At 73.4% G+C, this 18,755-nt stretch carries 23 protein-coding genes; 11 read left to right on the top strand and 12 right to left on the bottom strand.

All coding sequences use genetic code 11. The features are described 5' to 3' along the window. Positions 1–31: 31 nt before the first annotated feature. The 3 genes from Aru02nite_RS34955 to Aru02nite_RS34945 form a co-directional block, all read right to left on the bottom strand. Positions 32–1,228, bottom strand: coding sequence for a hypothetical protein (locus tag Aru02nite_RS34955; RefSeq protein ID WP_203664780.1), 1,197 nt, complete (start codon positions 1,226–1,228; stop codon positions 32–34). A gap of 170 nt (positions 1,229–1,398) precedes the next feature. Next, a complete protein-coding gene (locus Aru02nite_RS34950; RefSeq protein WP_203664779.1) occupies positions 1,399–2,007 on the bottom strand; it encodes a DUF1003 domain-containing protein in 609 nt (202 codons plus the stop codon). 58 nt (positions 2,008–2,065) lie between these two features. Beyond that, a complete protein-coding gene (locus tag Aru02nite_RS34945; protein ID WP_203664778.1) occupies positions 2,066–3,307 on the bottom strand; it encodes a magnesium transporter MgtE N-terminal domain-containing protein in 1,242 nt (413 codons plus the stop codon). A gap of 220 nt (positions 3,308–3,527) precedes the next feature. Here Aru02nite_RS34945 and Aru02nite_RS34940 point away from each other — a divergent pair, with 220 nt between their 5' ends. Next, positions 3,528–4,379, top strand: a complete 852-nt coding sequence (locus tag Aru02nite_RS34940) for a PhzF family phenazine biosynthesis protein (protein ID WP_203664777.1) — start codon at positions 3,528–3,530, stop codon at positions 4,377–4,379. Between the two features lie 344 nt (positions 4,380–4,723). Here Aru02nite_RS34940 and Aru02nite_RS34935 read toward each other — a convergent pair whose 3' ends face one another. The 4 genes from Aru02nite_RS34935 to Aru02nite_RS34920 form a co-directional block, all read right to left on the bottom strand. After that, positions 4,724–5,239: a hypothetical protein gene (locus tag Aru02nite_RS34935; protein WP_239077149.1), complete on the bottom strand. Its 516-nt coding sequence runs from the start codon at positions 5,237–5,239 to the stop codon at positions 4,724–4,726. Between the two features lie 19 nt (positions 5,240–5,258). Next, positions 5,259–5,849 (bottom strand): AmmeMemoRadiSam system protein A, encoded by a 591-nt coding sequence (amrA, locus tag Aru02nite_RS34930; RefSeq protein WP_203664775.1) that lies wholly within the window; start codon positions 5,847–5,849, stop codon positions 5,259–5,261. A 17-nt stretch (positions 5,850–5,866) separates the two neighbouring features. Beyond that, the gene (locus Aru02nite_RS34925; RefSeq protein WP_203664773.1) at positions 5,867–7,375 is read right to left on the bottom strand and encodes a protein kinase domain-containing protein; all 1,509 of its coding nucleotides are present in this window, start codon (positions 7,373–7,375) and stop codon (positions 5,867–5,869) included. 145 nt (positions 7,376–7,520) lie between these two features. Next, positions 7,521–7,871 (bottom strand): DUF4190 domain-containing protein, encoded by a 351-nt coding sequence (locus Aru02nite_RS34920; protein ID WP_203664771.1) that lies wholly within the window; start codon positions 7,869–7,871, stop codon positions 7,521–7,523. Between the two features lie 136 nt (positions 7,872–8,007). Here Aru02nite_RS34920 and Aru02nite_RS34915 point away from each other — a divergent pair, with 136 nt between their 5' ends. After that, complete coding sequence (locus tag Aru02nite_RS34915) at positions 8,008–8,808, top strand: SDR family NAD(P)-dependent oxidoreductase (protein ID WP_203664769.1); 801 nt, start codon at positions 8,008–8,010, stop codon at positions 8,806–8,808. A 352-nt stretch (positions 8,809–9,160) separates the two neighbouring features. On the opposite strand, the gene Aru02nite_RS34910 is transcribed toward Aru02nite_RS34915, so the two are convergent. After that, positions 9,161–9,646 carry a DUF4190 domain-containing protein gene (locus Aru02nite_RS34910; protein ID WP_203664767.1) on the bottom strand — a complete coding sequence of 162 codons (486 nt, stop codon included), beginning with the start codon at positions 9,644–9,646 and terminating at the stop codon, positions 9,161–9,163. Between the two features lie 160 nt (positions 9,647–9,806). After that, positions 9,807–10,904, bottom strand: a complete 1,098-nt coding sequence (locus tag Aru02nite_RS34905) for an Rv2578c family radical SAM protein (RefSeq protein WP_203664765.1) — start codon at positions 10,902–10,904, stop codon at positions 9,807–9,809. A gap of 160 nt (positions 10,905–11,064) precedes the next feature. On the opposite strand from Aru02nite_RS34905, the gene Aru02nite_RS34900 reads away from it, so the two are divergent. Continuing rightward, complete coding sequence (locus Aru02nite_RS34900; protein WP_203664763.1) at positions 11,065–11,469, top strand: thiol-disulfide oxidoreductase DCC family protein; 405 nt, start codon at positions 11,065–11,067, stop codon at positions 11,467–11,469. Positions 11,470–11,478: 9 nt separating this feature from the next. On the opposite strand, the gene Aru02nite_RS34895 is transcribed toward Aru02nite_RS34900, so the two are convergent. Both Aru02nite_RS34895 and Aru02nite_RS34890 read right to left on the bottom strand, forming a co-directional pair. After that, on the bottom strand, positions 11,479–12,351 hold the full coding sequence (locus Aru02nite_RS34895; RefSeq protein WP_203664761.1) for an MFS transporter permease: 873 nt from the start codon (positions 12,349–12,351) through the stop codon (positions 11,479–11,481). Beyond that, entirely contained in the window at positions 12,336–12,827 is a 492-nt protein-coding gene (locus Aru02nite_RS34890; RefSeq protein WP_239077148.1) for a hypothetical protein, read from the bottom strand. The genes Aru02nite_RS34895 and Aru02nite_RS34890 overlap by 16 nt, the downstream gene beginning before the upstream one ends. Positions 12,828–12,918: 91 nt before the next feature. On the opposite strand from Aru02nite_RS34890, the gene Aru02nite_RS34885 reads away from it, so the two are divergent. The 8 genes from Aru02nite_RS34885 to Aru02nite_RS34850 all read left to right on the top strand — a co-directional run bounded on the left by Aru02nite_RS34885 (position 12,919) and on the right by Aru02nite_RS34850 (position 18,397). After that, positions 12,919–13,659: a DUF695 domain-containing protein gene (locus Aru02nite_RS34885; protein WP_203664759.1), complete on the top strand. Its 741-nt coding sequence runs from the start codon at positions 12,919–12,921 to the stop codon at positions 13,657–13,659. A gap of 129 nt (positions 13,660–13,788) precedes the next feature. Beyond that, the gene (locus Aru02nite_RS34880; RefSeq protein WP_203664757.1) at positions 13,789–14,298 is read left to right on the top strand and encodes a hypothetical protein; all 510 of its coding nucleotides are present in this window, start codon (positions 13,789–13,791) and stop codon (positions 14,296–14,298) included. Positions 14,299–14,350: 52 nt separating this feature from the next. Beyond that, a complete protein-coding gene (locus Aru02nite_RS34875) occupies positions 14,351–15,007 on the top strand; it encodes a TrmH family RNA methyltransferase (RefSeq protein ID WP_239077147.1) in 657 nt (218 codons plus the stop codon). Then, positions 15,008–15,652, top strand: coding sequence for a DUF6758 family protein (locus tag Aru02nite_RS34870; protein ID WP_308446295.1), 645 nt, complete (start codon positions 15,008–15,010; stop codon positions 15,650–15,652). 112 nt (positions 15,653–15,764) lie between these two features. Beyond that, positions 15,765–15,923: a hypothetical protein gene (locus tag Aru02nite_RS34865; RefSeq protein WP_203664755.1), complete on the top strand. Its 159-nt coding sequence runs from the start codon at positions 15,765–15,767 to the stop codon at positions 15,921–15,923. A gap of 9 nt (positions 15,924–15,932) precedes the next feature. After that, positions 15,933–16,775, top strand: a complete 843-nt coding sequence (locus tag Aru02nite_RS34860; RefSeq protein ID WP_203664754.1) for a PH domain-containing protein — start codon at positions 15,933–15,935, stop codon at positions 16,773–16,775. A gap of 101 nt (positions 16,776–16,876) precedes the next feature. Further along, entirely contained in the window at positions 16,877–17,761 is an 885-nt protein-coding gene (locus Aru02nite_RS34855) for a PHP domain-containing protein (RefSeq protein ID WP_203664749.1), read from the top strand. Positions 17,762–17,788: 27 nt separating this feature from the next. After that, positions 17,789–18,397 (top strand): MarC family protein, encoded by a 609-nt coding sequence (locus tag Aru02nite_RS34850; protein WP_203664747.1) that lies wholly within the window; start codon positions 17,789–17,791, stop codon positions 18,395–18,397. Between the two features lie 6 nt (positions 18,398–18,403). Here the strand turns inward: Aru02nite_RS34850 and Aru02nite_RS34845 are convergent, their stop codons facing one another. Next, complete coding sequence (locus Aru02nite_RS34845; RefSeq protein WP_203664745.1) at positions 18,404–18,649, bottom strand: DUF6191 domain-containing protein; 246 nt, start codon at positions 18,647–18,649, stop codon at positions 18,404–18,406. Positions 18,650–18,755 lie beyond the last annotated feature (106 nt).

Raw genomic sequence — 18,755 nt, 5'->3', positions numbered from 1 at the left:
GCGCGCCCGGTTCGGCCCGCGCGCGCCGGCGCTACTCGCTGGCGGACGGCTGCGGGCTCGCCGGCTCCTCGCTGGCCGGCGGCTCGCTCGGCGTCGGCGACGTACTGTGCGTCGGCGATGGGCTGCCGGCGTGGCTCGGCGCCGGGCTCGACCCGTGGCCCGGCGTACCGGTCGGGTCGGGTGAACCGGTCGGCGTGGGCGAACCGGTGTCCGGCGCGGACCGGTCGGGCGTCGGCACCGTGGTGTCCGTACTGCTCCGGCCGCCGCCATGGTTGTCGAACAACGCCCCCGCCGTACTGCCCGAGTCGCCGTGGCCCCACAGCGACGAGAACGACGTGCCCATCAGCGCCTCGATGCCGGTCAGGACACCGAACGCCAGCACGAACACCAGCACCGTGCTCCCCACGAGCACCAGCGCCCGGCGCGGCACCCGGCGGCGCGTCGGCCCGCCGTACACGGTGCCCGGCGCGGCCCCACGTACCGGCCCGCCGCCGCGCACCACCGTCCGCTCCGAGTCGCCGCCGTATCGGACGGTCCGGTCGCCGTGCACCACGGTCCGGTCGGAGTCGGCGCCGTGCCGGACGGTCCGGTCGGGGTCGCCACGGTGTACCGCGGTCCGGTCGGAGTCGGCGCCGTGCATGACCGTGCGGTCGGAGTCGGAGCCGCGCACGGCGGTGCGGTCGGGGTCGGCATCGTGCGCGACGGTGCGATCGGAACCGGAGCCGGAGCCGTGCACGACCGTGCGGTCGGCGCCGTGTACCGCGGTGCGGTCGGGGTCGGCGGCGCGGCCGGCGGCGGACACCCGGGCGGTACCGGTGGCGGGGGCGGAACGGTCCGGTTGGGTGGGAATCCGCACCGTCGCGACGCCGGTGGTCGGGCCGGTCGGTTCGGCGAGCGCGGCGCGGACGCTGCCGAGCGCCTCGTACGCGTCGCCGGCCGCCGGCCGGGTCGCACCGGCACGCCGCAGTACCTTGATCTGCGCGCCTTTCAGCGTCTCCCGGGTACGCCGGAGCGAGGCGGTGTAGAGCGCGTTGCCGACGGTGGCGACGATGCTGACGACGGCGGTACCGACGATCGTGCCGGCCACGCCGAGCGCGGACGCGGCGACCGCGGCGGAGACCGCGGCGGCGACGGCGGCGATCACCTGCACCCAGTTGAGCTCGATGCGACGCCGCGGCTGGCGATCCTCGGGCCCGTCGGGGAGGGGCCGGGTCTCGTCGGACTGCACCGTCGTCCTTCCGTGCCGTAGAGGGGATTGGCCTCTCCAACATGGCGCCTGGCCGCGCGTTCGTTCAGTGCTTCGGGCGCGATGTGGGCGACGACACCGGTAGCCGGTAAGCCTTGTCACGGCGGCGATTGCGGAGCGCGCCGGCCCGGGTACGAGCGGTCAGGCGACGCTCAACGCGGGTCGGCGGTACGGCCGGTCGCCGGCTCGCTGGCGCGTACCGGATGGTGGCCGTCGCGGCGGTCCATCTCCTCGATCAGCCGGGACAGTTCGGACCGGACGAAGTCGCGGGTGGCGACCTCGCCGAGGGCGATACGCAGCGCGGCGATCTCCCGCGCCAGGTAGTCGGTGTCGGCCTTCTGCGCCGCGGCGCGCCGCCGGTCCTCGTCCATCGTCAACCGGTCGCGGTCGGCCTGCCGGTTCTGCGCCAGCAGGATCAGCGGCGCCGCGTACGACGCCTGGGTCGAGAAGAACAGGTTGAGCAGGATGAACGGGTACGGATCCCAGCGCAGTCCCCACAACCCGATCAGGTTGATCGCGACCCACACGACGACGATGACCGTCATCACCACGATGAACTGTGCGGTGCCCATGAACCGCGCCGCCGCCTCCGCGAACCTGCCGAACGTGTCCGCGTCCCACCGCGGCAGCCGGATCCGTCCCGGTACGCGCGGCTGCTCCAGCCTCGTCCGGGGTGCCCGCCGCTCGGCCCGCTCGCTGCGCAGCCGTTCCCGGCGCGTCGCCGCCGGCTCCGTACTCTCCGGCCTGCGTTCCTGTCGCATGGTGTGCTCCGACCTCCGGCCGTCGCGCGCCGGTGCCGCCTCACCCCGCCGGTCGCGGTCAGGCATGGTCCCGGTCCCGCCAGTCGGCCGGCAGCAGGTGGTCCAGTACGTCGTCGACCGTGACGACCCCGACGAGCCGGTTCATCTCGTCCACCACCGGCATCGCGACCAGGTCGTACGTCGCCATCCGGCGGGTCACGTCGGCGATCGGCATCTGCGGCGGTACCGGATCGAGGTCGCCCACGACGATCCCGCCGACCAGGTCCGACGGCGGCTCCCGGAGCAGCCGCTGGAAGTGCACCATGCCCAGGAACCGCCCGGTCGGGGTCGCCGCCGGCGCGCGGCTGACGAACACCTGGGCCGCGAGTACCGGGGAGAGTTTGGGTTCGCGGATCGCGGCGAGCGCCTCGGCGATCGTCACGTCGGGCAGCAGGATCACCGGGTCCGAGGTCATGATGCTGCCCGCGGTGCCCGGCTCGTAGTCCATCAGGCGGCGGACCGGCGCGGCCTCCTCCGGCTCCATCCGGGCCAGCAGCCGCTCCTTCTCCGGCTCGGGCAGCTCGGCGAGGACGTCGGCGGCGTCGTCCGGGTCCATCGCCTCCAGTACGTCCGCGGCGCGTTCCAGGTCGAGCGAGCCGAGGATCTCGACCTGGTCGTCCTCCGGCAACTCCTCCAGTACGTCGGCGAGCCGCTCGTCGTCGAGCGCGCCGGCGACCTCCAGCCGGCGCCGGCCGGAGAGTTCCTGCAGGGTGTTCGCCAGGTCGGCGGCGCGCATCGTCTCCAGCAGCGCCAGCAGGCTGTCGGTGCCCTGCTCGCCCGCGGCGGTCGCCAGGCCCGACACCTGGTCCCAGTCGACCTGGCGCAGGTGCCCGCGCCGGCCCAGCCGGTTCGCCGCCTCCCGTACGGCGACGCGCCGCAACGACCACTCCCCGGTACGTTCCTGCTCCATGCCCACGTCGACCACGGTCGCCGGCCGCGGGTCGGCGCCCGGCTCGGTCACCGTGACCCGCCGGTCCAGCAGCTCCTCCAGGACGAGTACCTCGCCCGGTTTCTTCTCGAACCGCTTCAGGTTCAGCGTGCCGGTGGACAGCAGCACCGCGTCCGGGTCGATCGAGGTGACCCGGCCGATCGGGATGAAGATGCGCCGGCGTACGCCGATCTCGACGAGCAGGCCGACCACCCGGGGCGGTGTCGTACCCGGACGCATCCGGGTCACCGCGTCGCGCACCCGGCCGACCTGGTCGCCGTTCGGGTCGTACACGGCGAGGCCGGCCAGCCGCGCCACGTACACCCGGCTCATGCCGGCACCGCCCGTCCGGCCGCGGCCGACGTGCCACCCGCCCGGTGTGGAGCCGGCCGGGGCGACACGTGCCGCCGGCGCGTCGCCGTCGTCACGCCGCCAGGGTAGTCGCCGGTACGCGGCAACCGGCGGACTTGCCGTACGTGGCGTGACGGCCGTCGCGTCCACCGTCCGCCCGGTGGCCGCCGCGTACCGGCCGGTCGGGGCCTAGATTCGGACCATGCTGCGGTACGAGATCGTCGACGTGTTCACCGACCGGCCCTTCGCCGGCAACCCGCTCGCCGTCGTGTTCGGCGCCGACGGGCTGGCCGACGCGCAGTTCCAGGCCGTCGCCCGCGAGTTCAACCTGTCCGAGACGGCGTTCGTGCTGCCGCCGGTCGCCGGCGGCGACTACCGGGTGCGGATCTTCACGCCCGCCGCCGAGCTGCCGTTCGCCGGCCACCCGAGCGTCGGCACCGCCACCACCCTCGTACGCCTCGGCCAGCTCGGCGCCGGTGACCTCGTCCAGGAGTGCGGCGCCGGCAACCTGCCCGTCGCCGCCACCGCCTCCGCCGCCCGCCTCACCGGCGGTACGCCGCGGATCGGCGCCGAACTCGACCCGGCGCCGCTGCTCGCCGCCGTCGGCCTCACCGCCGACGACCACACCGGCCCCGCGCCGCGTCTCGCCGGCTGCGGCATCGACTCCGTCCACCTCGCCGTACGCCCGGACGCGCTCGCCCGCGTCGACCTCGACGTGGCCGCCCTGCGCCGGACCGGCCACACGCTGTCCGTCAGCGCCTGGGATCCGGCCGGACGCAGCGCCCGTACCCGGGTCTTCGCCGCCGACCTCGGCGTACCGGAGGACCCGGCGACCGGCTCCGCGGCCCTCGCGTACGGGGTGTTCCTCGTCGCCACCGGACTGCTGCCGGCCACCGGCGACCACCGGTACACGGTGCGCCAGGGCGTCGAGATGGGCCGACCATCCACATTGGACTGTACGGTCACCGCCGCGGACGGCGCCGCCGTCGCCGCCACCGTCTCCGGTCAGGTGGCGCCGGTTGCCGTCGGCGAACTCCAGATCCCGCCCGCCTGACGCATCCATCACCCCACGCCCGGGTACTCACTTCACTTGCGGCGCAAGGAGAGTGTCGCTCACGCGGGCAGGGACGGCGGTCGTGCCCCGTGCCGCCGCCGTGCTGATTCGCTTGCGGTGCAAGGAGAGTGTCGCTCGCGCCGGTAGGGGCGGTGGTCGTGCCCGGAACCACCGCCGTGCCGCTTCGCTTGCAGCGTAAGGGAAGCACCGCGAGCGGGTCTGGACGCCTTGGTTGGGGCGCGGCCCGGTGGTGCCGTCGTGGCCGCTTCGACCGGGGCGCGAGCGATGCACCCCGAACGTGCACGACCGCGCCGCATCGCTTGCGGTACAAGGGAAGCGGTGGGTCAGCGGCGGCGTTTCGGGAGCCGGTGCAGCCGGAACGGCGTCGCCGTACGCCGGGCGGCCGGTGACCCCGGGGCCGGCGCGGCCAGCGAGTCGGCCGGCAGCGGAGTACGCGGGGATCCGGCGGGGGCGAGGCGGCTGACGGTGCAGTCGGCGGCCCAGCGCGCGGCGGTGTCGTCGTCGGCCGGCAGGTTGAGCCGCTTGCCGGCGAGCTGCGGCACGACGCGCTCCCACTCGTCGCCGCCCGGTACGACCCGGGTCACGTCGGCCGGCCAGGTGACGATGCGGCCGCCGCTGTCGCCGCGGGCCGTCACGGTGCACCGGGTCGCGCCGGCGAGGCCCGGCACCGCCTGCTCGCCCGGCCCGGACACCACGTAGAGCGCGTCGTCCAGCCACGCGCACCACACCGTGCACGTACGCCCGGGTGGTTGGTCGGGCAGCTCGCCCAGCCAGGCCACCGCGGCCTTGCGCATGGCCTCCACGATCAGCGGCGCGGTCTCGTCGGGTGTCTCGCTCACCGGCCCATCCTCGCACCGCTCAGCCGGTACCGAGTGGCGCGCGGGGCGCCCGGTCGTGGAACTCGACCGACCGGTACCGGCTGACGGTCAGGTCGTCGGGCCAGCCGCCCGGTTGCCAGCCGCCCTTCGCGAGCAGGTGGTCGAGGAAGCGGGCCGGCTCGCCCAGCTTCTCCCACACCGCGGGCAGGAACGTGGCGCGCCGGTGCCCGTCGGTCAGCAGCAGCCCGTCCACGCCCGGTCGCAGCGCCGCGAGCAGCGCCTCGCGGCCGTCGACGGCGAGCTGCTCGGGCGGCGTCAGTACGGCCACGGAGAGGTCCAGTTCCGGCCAGTCGTCGGCGGTGACCGGGGGGAGCCGCGGGTCGCGCATCGCCCGCGCCGCGTTGCGGGCCACGTCGAGGAACAGCGGCCGTACCGCCCGGAGCGTGCCGATGCAGCCCAGCAGCCGGCCGCCCCGCGTCAACGTCACGAACGACGCGCCCGGTGCCAGCAGCGGCGCCAGCGCGGGCGGCGGCGGCCCGCCCCCGGCGCCGCGCAGCCGGTCGGCGACCGTCGCCACGGCGAGCCTGGTCAGGGCGGCACCCTCGGCCGCCGTCAACGGATCGTCCGACACGATGCACTCCCTCCCGCTCAGCGTGCCGTGCAGACCAGCGCGGCGTCCGCCCAGTCGGCGTTGTCGTTGGCGTTCCCGTCGCCGCCGTCGGACACCACCAGGTCGAGCACCTGGACGCCCGTCACGTCGACCTGTACGGGCTTCGGCGGCGTCTGCCACGTCACCACACCGCTGTCGTACAGCGCCTTGCCGTCGCCGACCACCTGGAACGCGACCGTACCGCCCTGGACGCGGACGGCCGCGGCGTCGATCCCGATCGTCGCGGTGAACGACGTGCACGCGCCGGCCGGGTAGACCCGGACCTGGCTCGGCGAGTTCGTGCCCAACCCGTGCTGGTACGTGGTGGTGCCGAGGACGAGCGGACCGCCGTCGTCGGGCGCCTGGCCGCCGACCGAACGGTTCCGCTCCACCGGGCCCCACCCGTTCCCCACCTGCGTCGTCGGCAGATCCGTGACGTACCGGGAGATCGCGGTCGGGGCGGGCGTCGGCGACCCGTGCGGCGTGGGCGTGGGCGCCGGGCGCGCGGTGCCGTACCGCAGCGCGTACCCGCCGGCGGCGCCGAGCACCGCCACCAGCACCAACGCACCGATCCGCAGCGGCCACGACCGGCGCGGGCCCCGCGGTACCTCGATCAGCGGGTCGTCGTGCCGCAGGTGCGCCGGCATCGCGCTGGTCGGCGCCGCCGAGACCGGTACGACCGCGGTGTGCCGGGTCGGCGTGATCCACTCGCCGCGCAGCGCGGCCGCCAGTTCACCGGCCGTGGGTCGCTCGGCCGGGTCCAGCGACAGGCACGCCGACACGGTCCGCCACAGCTCGTCCGGGAGGTCCGCCGGCCGTTCCGGCGTCTCCGTCAACTGGCGGTGGATCACCGCCAGCGCATGCTCCCCGGCGAACGGCATCCGCCCCGTGACCAGCTCGTACGCCAGCACACCGCACGCGTACACGTCCGCGGCGGGCGTCGCCGTACCGCCCCGCGCGACCTCCGGCGCCAGGTACCCCGGCGTACCGATCACGGTGTGCGCGGCCGACTCCGCCGACCCGCCGGCCGCCAGCTCGGCGATGCCGAAGTCGGTCAGCAGCGGCACCGGCGCCGGGCCGTCCAGCCGCAGCAGTACGTTCTCCGGCTTGAGGTCCCGGTGGATCACCCCGGCATCGTGCGTGTGCGCCAGCGCGTCCGCCACCGCCGCCACCAGCGCCGTCGCCACCTCGACCGGCGGCGGCCCCTGCCGCTGCAGGTGTACGCGCAGGTCGGGCCCGTCGATCAGGTCCATCACCAGCGCGAGCAGGTCACTCTCCGCGACCAGGTCTCGTACGCTCACCAGGTTCGGATGGCGCAGGCGGAGCAGTACCGAACGTTCCCGCAGGAAGCCGTCGACCACCTCGGCGTCCGTCGCCAGATCGGGCCGCAGCAGCTTGATCGCCACCGGACCGGCCGGCCCCTCACCCCGGAACACCGTCCCGAACGCGCCGCGCCCGATCATGTCCGTCGCCACGTACCGGCTGCCGACACGAACCCCGACCGTCACGACGAGTACTCCCGGTGATGGAACGGCCGCCGGCCCGCCGTCGCGACCCGAGCGGCGACCCCGCGCCGGGGCCGCCCTGCGATCCTGCCACCGTCCCACCACCCCCGCCGCACCCCGATGCTCCCGGAACCGCCCGGTTCCGTGGTCAGTTGCCGAACAGTACCGAGAGCACAACCGCCACCACGATCAGCGCGAAATATCCCGTACTGATCCAGCCGATGACCGCGCCCGCCGTCGCGAACCCGCGGCCCGACTGGCCGGTCTCGTCGATCTGCCGGCGCGCCTTGTGCCCCAGTACGGCGCCGACCACGCCCGCGACGGGGATCCCGAACCCGTGGATCGACACCACCAGCGACGCGATCGCCATTCCGTTCGTACCCCGGCCGGGCGGCGGCGGGTAACCCTGCTGCGGGTACGCCGACGGCGGCACCGGCGGCACCTCGTACCCGGTCAGGGGCGGACCGTCGGACGGCGGTGCACCGTTCTGGTTACTCATGACCGAATCTCCTCCCGCTGCTCACCGGCCACCGTAGTTTCGGCTGCGAACGCGGGAGCCCTCCCCGTACGGGATGGCGCGAACGCGGGAGTCGGCCCCGTTGCGAGGGTGCCCGCGTACCAGGGAGGATCTTGGCATGACCGACCAGACGCTGCCGGACCTTCCACCGCCGGCCGGCGACGACCTCACCGGGCGGGTCGCGCTCGTCACCGGGGCGGGCAGCCCCAACGGCATCGGCTTCGCCACCGCGCGCCGGCTCGCGGCCATGGGCGCGACCGTCGCCATCGTGTCCACCACCCGGCGCATCCACGACCGGGCCAAGGAGATCGGCGGCACCGGCTTCGTCGCCGACCTGACCGACGAGTCCGAGGTCGGCGCGCTCGCCGACGCGGTACAGGACCAGCTCGGCGACGTCGACATCCTCGTCAACAACGCCGGCCTCGCCTCGCGTACCAGCCCCGAGGTCTTCCGGCCCGTCACCCAGCTCAGCCACGACGAATGGCGCGCCGAACTGGACCGCAACCTGACCAGCGCGTTCCTGGTCAGCCGGGCCGTCGTCGGCGCGATGTCCGAACGCGGCTGGGGTCGCGTCGTCAGCGTCTCCGCGACCGAGGGCCCCATCAACGCCATGCCCACCGAGTCCGCGTACGCCGCGGCCAAAGCCGGCGTACTCGGCCTCACCCGCGCCCTCGCCATGGAACTCATCGCCGACGGCGTCACCGTCAACGCGGTCGCGCCCGGCCTGATCCACACCGACGCCTCCACCCTCGGCGAACTCCGCCAGGGCCTCGACACCCCGATGGGCCGACCCGGCTCCGCGGACGAGGTCGCCGCGGTCATCGCGTTCCTGTGCACACCCTCTGCGTCGTACGTCACGGGCCAGCTGATCGTCGTCGACGGCGGCAACAGCGTCCGCGAAGCCCGCTACCGCGACTGACCCCGCTCGGCCGGCAGCACCAGCCCCACCGACGCTCCGGCGCGCGCAACCATCGGATCGCCCGTCCACCAACCCATCCGGTACGTGTCCGGCCGGCGTGACCGCCGCCCACCGCGCCGCTCCCCGCCGGCCGCCCCGCGCAGCGGGACAAGCCCCGCCAGGCTGTTGCGCAGAGCCCGCCCGGGCCGAACCGGCCCAGCGAACCCGGCTGAGCGAGTCAGACCGCCGGGGCGAACTCGACCAGGCACGGCCCACCCACCGGACCCGGCCCAGCGAACCCGCCGTGGCAGCCGGGTGAGGGCAGGCCACGGCGAAGCCGGGTCCGGTGAGGCCGGGGCAGGTACGGGGTGGGTCAGCCGATGCCGAAGGCGGAGAGCAGCGACGGCAGGATGAACGTGTAGCCGGAACTGCTGGAGCTGGACGCCGCTCCGGCGAGCCCAAACACGCCCATCACGAAGATGACGTAGCCGCAGCAGCCGAGCCCGTAGAGACCGGCGAAGATGTAGCCGATGACGAGGCCGGCCGTGGCCATGCCGTCGCCGCCCTCGCCGGACGTCTTCAGCTGCGACTTGGCGATGTGGCCGAAGATGATGCCGGCGATCGAGCCGAGCAGCGGCACGATGAAGATCCCGCCCAGCGAGCAGACGAGGGAGACGATCGCCATCGGGTTCGTCTTCGGCCGCGGCGGATACGCCGCGTACGGCTGGTAGCCGGGCTGGTAGCCGGCCGGGCCCGAGTACGGCTGGATCGCGTTGGACGGGGGCTGCTGCTGGCCGTAGGGGTCGTAGCCGCCGGGATGCTGCCCGTACGGATCCCCGGGGCCCTGTGGCCAGGTCATGGTCCTGCCTTTCCTGCGCCGCCGGCGCGGCATCGTCCGAGAGCCTGTCCCGCGCTGGCAGGCCGACGGAGCCGGCCGGACCGACTGGGGGGGAGCGCGATGTCGAGCCCCGAGGGTACAACCCGCCGCAACTGGAGTGCGCCCCTGATCGGACGGTACGTCAGAGCAGTCGGAGCTGGCCGGACACCGCCTGCCGACCACCCGTCGGGGGCACCGGCGAGGCACCGTCGGGCGGCTCGTCGCCGACCCGGCGGAAGCTGTCCGGGCCGGGGGCGCGCAGCCCGTGCCGGCGGGTCGCCGTCCGCACCCGTGCCGTGACCTCCCGCTGGTACGCCGACGGCGCGTAGCTCCCGTCCCGGTAGAGCCGGCGGTACGGCTCCAGCAGCCGCGGGTACTCGCGGCGCAGGAACCCCTGGTACCACTCGCGGGCGCCGGGGCGCAGGTGCAGGACGATCGGCGTGATGCTGCGGGCGCCGGCCGCCACCAGCGCCCCGACCGTACGGTCGAGGTGTTCCTCGGTGTCGGTCAGGCCCGGCAGGATCGGCGCCATCAGCACCGAGGGAGCCAGCCCGGCGTCCGCGAACCGACGTACCAGATCGAGTCGTCGGGACGGCGAGGGCGTGCCCGGCTCGACGTGCCGCCAGAGCGTCTCGTCGAGGAACCCGATGGAGAACGCGACGGACACGTCGGTGACCTCGGCGGCCTGGCAGAGCAGGTCCATGTCGCGCTGGATCAGCGTGCCCTTGGTGAGGATGGAGAACGGGTTCGCGTGGTCGCGCAGCGCGGACAGGATCTCGCGCATCAGCCGGTAGCGGCCCTCGACGCGTTGGTAGCAGTCGACGTTGGTGCCCATCGCGATGGGCTCGCCGTGCCAGCGCGGGCTGGCCAGCTCCCGCCGCAGCACGGGCCCGGCGTTCACCTTCACCACGATCTTCGAGTCGAAGTCGTGGCCCGCGTCGAGGTCGAGGTACGTATGGGTGTTGCGGGCGAAGCAGTAGACGCACGCGTGGGTGCAGCCGCGGTACGGGTTGATCGTCCACTGGAACGGCATGTCGGAGGTGGCCGGGACGCGGTTGATCAGCGACTTGGCCTGGATCTCGATGGCGACCGCGTCCTCGGTGCCGGCGATCACGGGGCCGGTCGGGGCGAGCGGCAGACCCGCCCGGCCGGACCCGCGACCGCGTGCCGCCGGCTCGGGCAGGTCCAGCGGCAGCATCCCCTCGGCGGGCCGGTCCGCCCGCAGCTCCTCCCAGCGCATGCATCTATTCGAACACGTGTTCGAGCTGTCGTCCACCGGTTCCGGCGTTTTCCGTCTCCCGGGCGGGTCGCCGCGCCGACCTGCGGAAGGGCCGCGCCGACCTGCGAAGGGAGGGAGCCGTCACGTCGCCACCGCGGCCCCCAGGGTGGACGATGGGGGCATGAGGCCGACCTTCCTGTACGACGGGGACTGCGCGTTCTGCACGACGTGCGCCGGGTTCCTGGAGCGGCACATCCCGACGAGCGCCGAGGTGCTGCCGTGGCAGTACGCCGACCTGGCCGCGCTCGGCGTCACGCAGGAGCAGGCCGAGGCCGCGGTGCAGTGGATCGGTGCCGGGCACGCGGCCGGCCCCGACGCCATCGCCCGCGTACTCCGCGACGCCGGGTCGTACTGGCGGCCCCTGGGGGCGGTGCTCGGTGCGCCGCCGGTGCGGTGGCTGGCGTGGCCGGTGTACCGGTGGATCGCGCGGCACCGCGACCGGATGCCCGGCGGCACCCCGGCGTGCGCGTTGCCGCAGGCCGAGCGCCCGACGCCGCGCCCGACGAACGATCCGGTGACCCGGTAGCCGGGCGGGTCAGTCGGCCGGGAGTGGGCGGTCGGCCCGGCGGCGCAGCAGGCGCCGCAGCCGTACGACCGGGCGCACCTTCTCCAGCGGCAGGAAGCTGGTCATCGCGACCAGGTGCGGGATGAAGCTGATCGTGACCGCGGCGTACACCATGACGTGGAAGGCGTACATCAGGGCGACCCAGAGCCAGTGCCAGCGGCCGCGCAGGACGAACACCAGCGGCGTGGACAGCTCGAACGCCACGATCAGGAACTGCACCACCACCAGCAGGTGCGGTACGTGCGTGGACCACTCGGCGAACACGGTGCCGCGGCGGAGTACGGCGCGGGTCATGGTTGCGCCGGTCAGCCAGTCGAGGCCGCCGAACCGCAACTTCGCCCACGTGGACAGGAAGTAGGTGGCGACGACGGCGAGCTGGGTGGCGCGCAACGCCCAGCCGGCGCGTTCGGACCGGGTGGGGTCGCCGTGCCGCGCGGCGCCGACGGTCGGCAGCACCGCGAGCGCCACCAGCAGGTCGAACCGGTCATGGTCGACCTTGCCGTAGCTCATCGCGACGACCATCCACTGCAGGTACAGCGCGAAGACGAGCCAGCCGAGCAGTCGCGGCGCGCGCCCGGTCGCCGCCGCCAGCGACAGCGCCAGCAACAGCCAGAACGTCACCGTGACCAGCACGTACCCGGGGGTGGGGAGCGGGAGCAGGCGGCCGATCAGCAGCGGCTGGTAGAGCGAACCGGGCACGTCGGCGTGCATCCGCACCCACGGCGTGAACACCACCAGGTCGGCTGCGACGAACAGGTAGACCAGCGTGCGGAACGCGGCGACCCGACCCAGCGGTACGGGTGCGGTGAACCACCGCGCGACCCGGTTCACCGGGCGCTCCACGACACGACCGTGCGCTGGGTGTACTTCCCGGTCGGTCGGCCGTCGCGCAACTCGATGAGCCGTACGACGACGTCGATGCGGACCAGGCGGGGCCGACCGGGCTGCCGTCGCGCGTACGCCGTGGCCAGGCCGGACAGCAGCTCGGGGTGCTTCTCGAACCGCGGCAGCTGCCCCTCCACCTCGGCCCGGCGGAACCCGGTGGCGTCGTCGGTCAGCGCGAACCGTCGCCCGCTGGCGTCGACCGCGCTGAGCCGGGTGTCGGTGACCGGCTCGTCGAGCCTGTCGGCCGTCGCGTACATCCGGAACGGGCCGAACGGGAAGTCGTCGTCCTGCCCGACCAGGGTGCCGGCCAGCAGCAGCGCGGCGCCGAGCACGGTGACCGCGATCCGTACCCACCGGCCGGTCCGGCCGAGGCGTAGCACCGGCGGATCGGCGCGCGCTGCGCTGTCGGTCGGCGTGACCGTCTCGGCGTGCATGGCGAGAAGTGTGGCACGGCACCGGCCCCGATCCGGGTACGGCAGACTGTCCGGTACCGCAGTGCCTGGTCAGTACCGGAGGGAGCGTCGCGTGCCGCTGTTTCGTCGCACCAAGCCGAGCTGGGAGCCCGACTGGCAGACGTTCCCGGGCCGGGTGGACTCGGAGGACGCGATGCTGCACGCGGACCTCGCCGCGGTACGCCTCGCCCCGGTCGAGGAGCTGCCCGTGCGCCTGACCGTACGGGTGGCGCTGGCGGCGACGCGGCCGGACGGCTCGCCCGACCGTGAGACCGCGCACCAGCTGTACGTGTTCGAGGACAAGCTCGCGGGTGAGGTCGCCAAGCGCACCGGTGGCCAGTACGTGGGGCGGGTGATCGCGGGCGGCGCGTGCACGTTCGTCTGCCAGCTGCCGGCCGAGCCGGGCGAGCTGAAGCTGCCCGGGCCGTTCACGCCCGAGCTGACCACCACCGACGACCCCGACTGGTCGTACGTGCGGGCGGTGTTCACGCCCGATCCGGCCGCCGAGCAGCGCAGCTACAACCTTCCGCTGGTACGGGCGCTGGTGTCGCGCGGGGACCGGGCCGAGCAGCCTCGGCCGGTCGAGCACTCCGCGCACTTCGCCGAGCAGAAGCAGGCCAGCGCCGCCGGGGCCGAGCTGGGCAAGCTCGGCTACCGGGTGACGGCGTCGGTCGACCCGGACGGCAGCGCCACCGTGACCGCGACCCGGGCCGTACCGCTGACCGAGATCGACGAGGCGACCGTCCAGGTCCTCACCGTCGTACGGGCGAACGGCGGCGACTACGACGGCTGGGGCTGCGACCTGGTCCGCTGACGCCCCGACTCCTGACTCTCCGACGTACTGCCGCGTACGCATCGTGGCGGCACCAGGTGAGAAAGCTCCCTCGGCCGGACATTCCGGCTCTATCCTGGGGGCGGAACCGCCGAGCGTGGGGAGGGCGACATGTCCAGCCAGGCAGAGGAACGGCCGACACGTACCACCGACTACACGCCGAGCGAGTGGCGGCTGCTCGTCGAGCTGCCCGAACTCGTCGTCATCGCGGCCACCTCGGCCGAGGCGGACGGCATGCGCCGTACCGTCGACGAGGGGATGGCCGGCGACCGCGGCATCGAGTCCGGCACGCACTCGGACAGCCCGCTCGTCCGCAAGGTGGCGGCCGAGCTGTGGACCGACGACGACACCGGTACGCCGCAGCCCACCGCGGTCGAGTTCAACGACCGGGCGAAGGGGCTGGCCGACACGCTCGCCAAGGCCCGCCGGGCCGCCACCGTACTGGCGGCGAAGGCCGCGCCGGCCGACGCGCGGGCGTACACGGAGTGGGTGTCCAGGATCGCCGAGGTGGTGTGCGGTGCCGCCAAGTCGGGCGGTTTCCTCGGTATCGGCGGCGAGTCGGTCAGCCCGGCGGAGCGCCGCTTCCTCACGAGCCTGTCGGATGCCCTCGCCGGGCGCTGACCGTGCGCCGGCGCGGTCACCGGGCCGCGCCGGTCGTCGTATCGTTCCCGCTGTGCACGACGAGCAGGATGCCGGCGTCGGGGTCGGCCCGTGGCAGGGGCCCTGGCCGACCGACCCGCGGTACGACCCGGAGCTGTTGGCGGGCGGCGACCGGCGCAACGTCGTCGACCGCTACCGGTACTGGCGGCGCGAGGCGATCGTCGCCGACCTCGACACCCGCCGGCACGACTTCCACGTCGCGGTGGAGAACTGGCAGCACGACCTCAACATCGGCACCGTCGTACGGACGGCGAACGCGTTCCTCGCCCGCGAGGTGCACATCGTCGGCCGTCGCCGGTGGAACCGCCGCGGCGCCATGGTCACGGACCGTTACCAGCACGTCCGGTACCACCCGACCGTCGACGACCTCCTCGCGTACGCCGCGGTCGAGGGTCTGGCCGTCGTCGGCATCGACAACCTGCCCGGTGCCGTACCGCTGGAGTCGGTGGAGCTGCCGCGGAAGTGCCTGCTGCTGTTCGGTCAGGAGGGCCCGGGCCTGTCCGCGCCGGCCCGCGCCGCCGCCTCCCTCGTCTGCTCGATCGCGCAGTACGGCTCGACCCGGTCCATCAACGCGGGCGTCGCGAGCGGTATCGCCATGCATGCCTGGATCAGGCGGTACGCGGCGCCCGTGGACTTGACGGGCCTCCCGAACGAGATCACGGTGACGTAGGTGAGCATCGCCGTGAGGTGTCCGCGGTGCGGCGGTCCGGTGCGACCGCCGGATCTGATGCACTCCGACTGGCGTTGTCCGGACCACGGCCCGATCGCCCCGCTCCACGTACCGCGGCACGTCGGGGCCGGCGTGGTCGACACCGCCGCGCGCCTCTCCCGGGTACCGCTGTGGTGCCCGTGGCCGTTGCTGCAGGGCTGGATGGTCACCGGCGTGGGCTGGGCGGGGGACGAGCGCACCGGCGCCGCCGCGACCGTACTGGCGTGTTCGGGTCCGGCGCCGCTGGGTGGACCGGCCGACGTCGTGCTCGTCGCGGAGGAGCCGGGGGTGGGGCTCGGGTGCTGGTTCGCCGGCTTCGAGGGCCCCGATCCGGGCCCGGTACTTGCCGCCGCGGTGTCCGGTGACGTTGCTCACGCGAAGATCATCGCGGCGGGCCATCCGACCCCGCTCTGGTCGGTGCCCTCCGCCGACGACCGCTGCGTCTACGTCGGTGAGGCGAAGGGACTCTGGCTGTACGCGGTGGCCTTTCCGGCCGCCGCCGGGTACGTCCTGGCCGAACACGTCGTGCTCCACGATCTGACCGACTCGCGCCCGCCGGAACTCGTGTACGGTGCCTTGTCGCCGTACCTTGTTGGTGAGGACTGAGTACGAGTGCCGGAATAGTGGCTGATTACCCTGGTGATTTCAGCTCGGGACATTCACAGGGTGGCGTCTGGCTGATACTCTCAGTAGTGGAACGTGACGTCGGGGAGGGACAATGATCAAGAAGATCCTCACCTGGGGTGGTCTCGCCTTTCTGATTTTCTTCATCGCCTACAAGCCAAACTCCGCAGCCACGGTCGCGAAGACCATCGGTGGCGGCATTGTCGACATTCTGACCGGCGTGGGGAACTTCTTCTCCAGCCTCGTGGGCTAGCTTGTCGGGATGCACCGCGACGAGTCAGACCGGTCAGGGGATGACGCTCGGCGCGACACCGAGCCGATTCCCGACCGGGACATCGACGCCGGCCCCGTAGCGGGCCGGGACACGGGACCGATCCCGGGCATGCGGTCCGGGCCCGACCCAGAGGCGCGTCCCTATGCGGGCGCGCCTTCGGAGTACGACGGGGAGACTCCCGGCGCCGCCCCGTCCGTCGCCTCGGCGGAGTACCCGGACCCCGAGGATCCGTACGACGGCAGCACCGGTCTGCCGACCGACGGGCCCCGGCGCGTACTGCCGGTCGAGCCCGAACCCAGTTCGTACGTGGCGCGTTACCTGTTCCCGACCGAGAAGTACCGGGGGGAGTGGCGGCGGCACTGGATCCACATCATCATCCCGATCGTCGTGGTGGTGCTCGCGACGTTCCTGATGGGGTTCGTCTCCAGCCTGCTCGCGCACTACAAGGCGGACATCGCGGTGACCGTCGTCGTGCTGATCTGGGTGCTGTCGCTGGTCTGGGTCGGTTGGCGGGTGCTGGACTGGTTCCAGGACCGCTTCATCCTCACCAACAAGCGGGTCATGCTGATCAACGGCCTGGTCACGCGCAAGGTGGCGATGATGCCGCTGGCCCGCGTCACCGACATGAAGTACCAGCAGTCGCCGCTCGGCCGGATGCTCAACTACGGCACGTTCGTGCTGGAGTCGGCCGGCCAGGACCAGGCGCTGCGCGAGGTGCCCCACCTGCCCAACCCGAACGAGCTGTACCTGCGCGTCGTCGAGGAGATGTACGAGCCGGAGGCCGTGGAGGCCCGGCTCGGTGAGAGCGACGGCGAGTCGGACGGGGCGTAGCCCTGGGAAGTACCGCGTGACGACGCCCCGCCGGACCGTACCGGCGGGGCGCCGTGGTGCTTGGGGCAAGGTGCGGCCGGTCGAGTGGGCAGAATGGCGGCATGCGGATCGACCTGCACGTCCACTCCACGGCCAGCGACGGGACCAACAGTCCCGCCGAACTCATGAAGCTCGCCGCGGACGTGGGGCTGTCGGTCGTCGCGCTGACCGACCACGACACCGTCGCGGGGTGGGCGGAGGCCGCGGCGGCCGTACCGGACGGGTTGACGCTGGTACCGGGGATCGAGGTGTCGGCCCGGTGGTTGGGCGTCTCGCCGGGGATCGGGCTGCACCTGCTGGCGTACCTGCCGGATCCGGACGAGCCGGAGCTGTCGGCCGCGCTGCGCCGGGTACGGGAGAACCGGGCGGGTCGGGCCCGGCGGATGGTCGACCTGCTGCGTGCCGGGGGGATCGACGTCACCTGGGACGAGGTACTGGCCGACGCGGCGGGCGCCCCGGTCGGCCGGCCGCACCTGGCGCACGCGCTGATCCGGCGGGGGCTGGTCGGGACGGTGTCCGAGGCGTTCGCGCCGCAGTGGCTGGGGCAGCGGTTCCGGCTGCCGAAGGAGGACATCGAGGTCTTCGAGGCGCTGCGGCTGATCACCGGCGCCGGCGGGGTACCGGTGTTCGCGCATCCGTTGGCGCACAAGCGTGGCCGGGTCGTACCGGACGGGGTGATCGCGGAGATGGCGGCGGCGGGGCTGGCCGGGCTGGAGGCCGACCACCCCGACCACGGGCCGGCCGAACGGGCGCACGCCCGGGACCTGGCCGCGGCGTACGGGCTGTTCGTGACCGGTTCCAGCGACTTCCACGGTACGAACAAGCCGACCGGACTGGCGGTCGAGACGACCACGCCCGCGTCGTACGAGCGGATCCTGGACCTCGCGACGGGGGCGTGCCCGGTCACTCCCGGCGCACCCGGGGCCGTACCGCCGGCACGGACATGATTCGGTGGGCGTCGGAGGGGGTGGCGGGTGGATACGAAGCTGTTCGGTGCGGCGCTGGTGACGCTGTTCGTGATCGTGGACCCGCCCGGCTCCGTGCCGATCTTCCTCGCGCTCACCCGTAGCCTCGACTTCCGGGCCCGTAACAAGGCGGCGTGGCAGGCGGTGGCGCTGTCGTTCGGCGTCATCGTGGGGTTCGCGGTGGCCGGCGGGCAGATCCTGTCGTACCTGGGGATCTCGCTGCCCGCGATGCAGGCGGCCGGCGGCCTGCTGCTGTTGCTCGTCGCGCTGGAACTGTTGACCGGCAAGCAGGACGACCCCGACAGCAGCGCCACGTCGAACGTCGCGCTCGTACCGCTCGGGACGCCGCTGCTGGCCGGGCCGGGCGCGATCGTCGCCACGATCGTGTTCGTCCGGCAGGCCGGCGGCTTCACCGACTACGTGGCGATCGGCGCGGCGATCATCGCCGTACACCTGATCATCTTCGCGTTCCTGCGCTTCTCGAACGTGATCGTCCGGGTGCTCAAGCAGGGCGGCATCGAGGTCGTGACCCGCATCTCCGGTCTGCTCGTGGCGGCCATCGCGGTCCAGCTCATCGCCGACGCGGTCGCGAGCTTCGTCCGCCAGTACTCCAGCTGACGCGGTTCAGGCGGTGGGCTCGGGGGTGTCGGCCGTGGGGCGGCGGCGGATGACGGCGACGCCGCGGTCCAGGTCGACGCCGGCGGGGGCACCGTTGGAGATGTCCTCCCGCTTGTTCTGCTGCTCCTGGATCAGCTCGGTCTGCTTGCGCTTCCCGGCCGACAGCACGCCGCTCAGCTCGCCGAGACCGGCCGCGAGCATGGCGGACGTCGGCGAGTCGCTGTCGCCGCGCATCCACTTGAGCAGGCCCATGTACACCTCCGGTGGGGATCGCCGCCACGATACCCCCGCCGACGCGGTGGCCGCCCGTGTCGAGTACGGATTGTCATAGGGCACTGGCAGGATCAGAGGGGTGTCC

The sequence above is a fragment of the Actinocatenispora rupis genome, from assembly GCF_016861975.1.
Lineage (GTDB): Bacteria > Actinomycetota > Actinomycetes > Mycobacteriales > Micromonosporaceae > Actinocatenispora > Actinocatenispora rupis.
The sequence above is the reverse complement of the archived record's forward strand: the minus strand, read 5'-3'. Positions and strand labels throughout refer to the sequence as shown.

Excerpts from the sequence above, each read along its gene's own strand:
- Aru02nite_RS34950 (WP_203664779.1), bottom strand. The coding sequence starts at position 2,007 with ATGCGACAGGAACGCAGGCCGGAGAGTACGGAGCCGGCGGCGACGCGC.
- Aru02nite_RS34945 (WP_203664778.1), bottom strand. The coding sequence starts at position 3,307 with ATGAGCCGGGTGTACGTGGCGCGGCTGGCCGGCCTCGCCGTGTACGAC.
- Aru02nite_RS34940 (WP_203664777.1), top strand. The coding sequence starts at position 3,528 with ATGCTGCGGTACGAGATCGTCGACGTGTTCACCGACCGGCCCTTCGCC.
- Aru02nite_RS34920 (WP_203664771.1), bottom strand. The coding sequence starts at position 7,871 with ATGAGTAACCAGAACGGTGCACCGCCGTCCGACGGTCCGCCCCTGACC.
- Aru02nite_RS34915 (WP_203664769.1), top strand. The coding sequence starts at position 8,008 with ATGACCGACCAGACGCTGCCGGACCTTCCACCGCCGGCCGGCGACGAC.
- Aru02nite_RS34910 (WP_203664767.1), bottom strand. The coding sequence starts at position 9,646 with ATGACCTGGCCACAGGGCCCCGGGGATCCGTACGGGCAGCATCCCGGC.
- Aru02nite_RS34905 (WP_203664765.1), bottom strand. The coding sequence starts at position 10,904 with ATGCGCTGGGAGGAGCTGCGGGCGGACCGGCCCGCCGAGGGGATGCTG.
- Aru02nite_RS34900 (WP_203664763.1), top strand. The coding sequence starts at position 11,065 with ATGAGGCCGACCTTCCTGTACGACGGGGACTGCGCGTTCTGCACGACG.
- Aru02nite_RS34890 (WP_239077148.1), bottom strand. The coding sequence starts at position 12,827 with ATGCACGCCGAGACGGTCACGCCGACCGACAGCGCAGCGCGCGCCGAT.
- Aru02nite_RS34880 (WP_203664757.1), top strand. The coding sequence starts at position 13,789 with ATGTCCAGCCAGGCAGAGGAACGGCCGACACGTACCACCGACTACACG.
- Aru02nite_RS34865 (WP_203664755.1), top strand. The coding sequence starts at position 15,765 with ATGATCAAGAAGATCCTCACCTGGGGTGGTCTCGCCTTTCTGATTTTC.
- Aru02nite_RS34860 (WP_203664754.1), top strand. The coding sequence starts at position 15,933 with ATGCACCGCGACGAGTCAGACCGGTCAGGGGATGACGCTCGGCGCGAC.
- Aru02nite_RS34855 (WP_203664749.1), top strand. The coding sequence starts at position 16,877 with ATGCGGATCGACCTGCACGTCCACTCCACGGCCAGCGACGGGACCAAC.
- Aru02nite_RS34845 (WP_203664745.1), bottom strand. The coding sequence starts at position 18,649 with ATGGGCCTGCTCAAGTGGATGCGCGGCGACAGCGACTCGCCGACGTCC.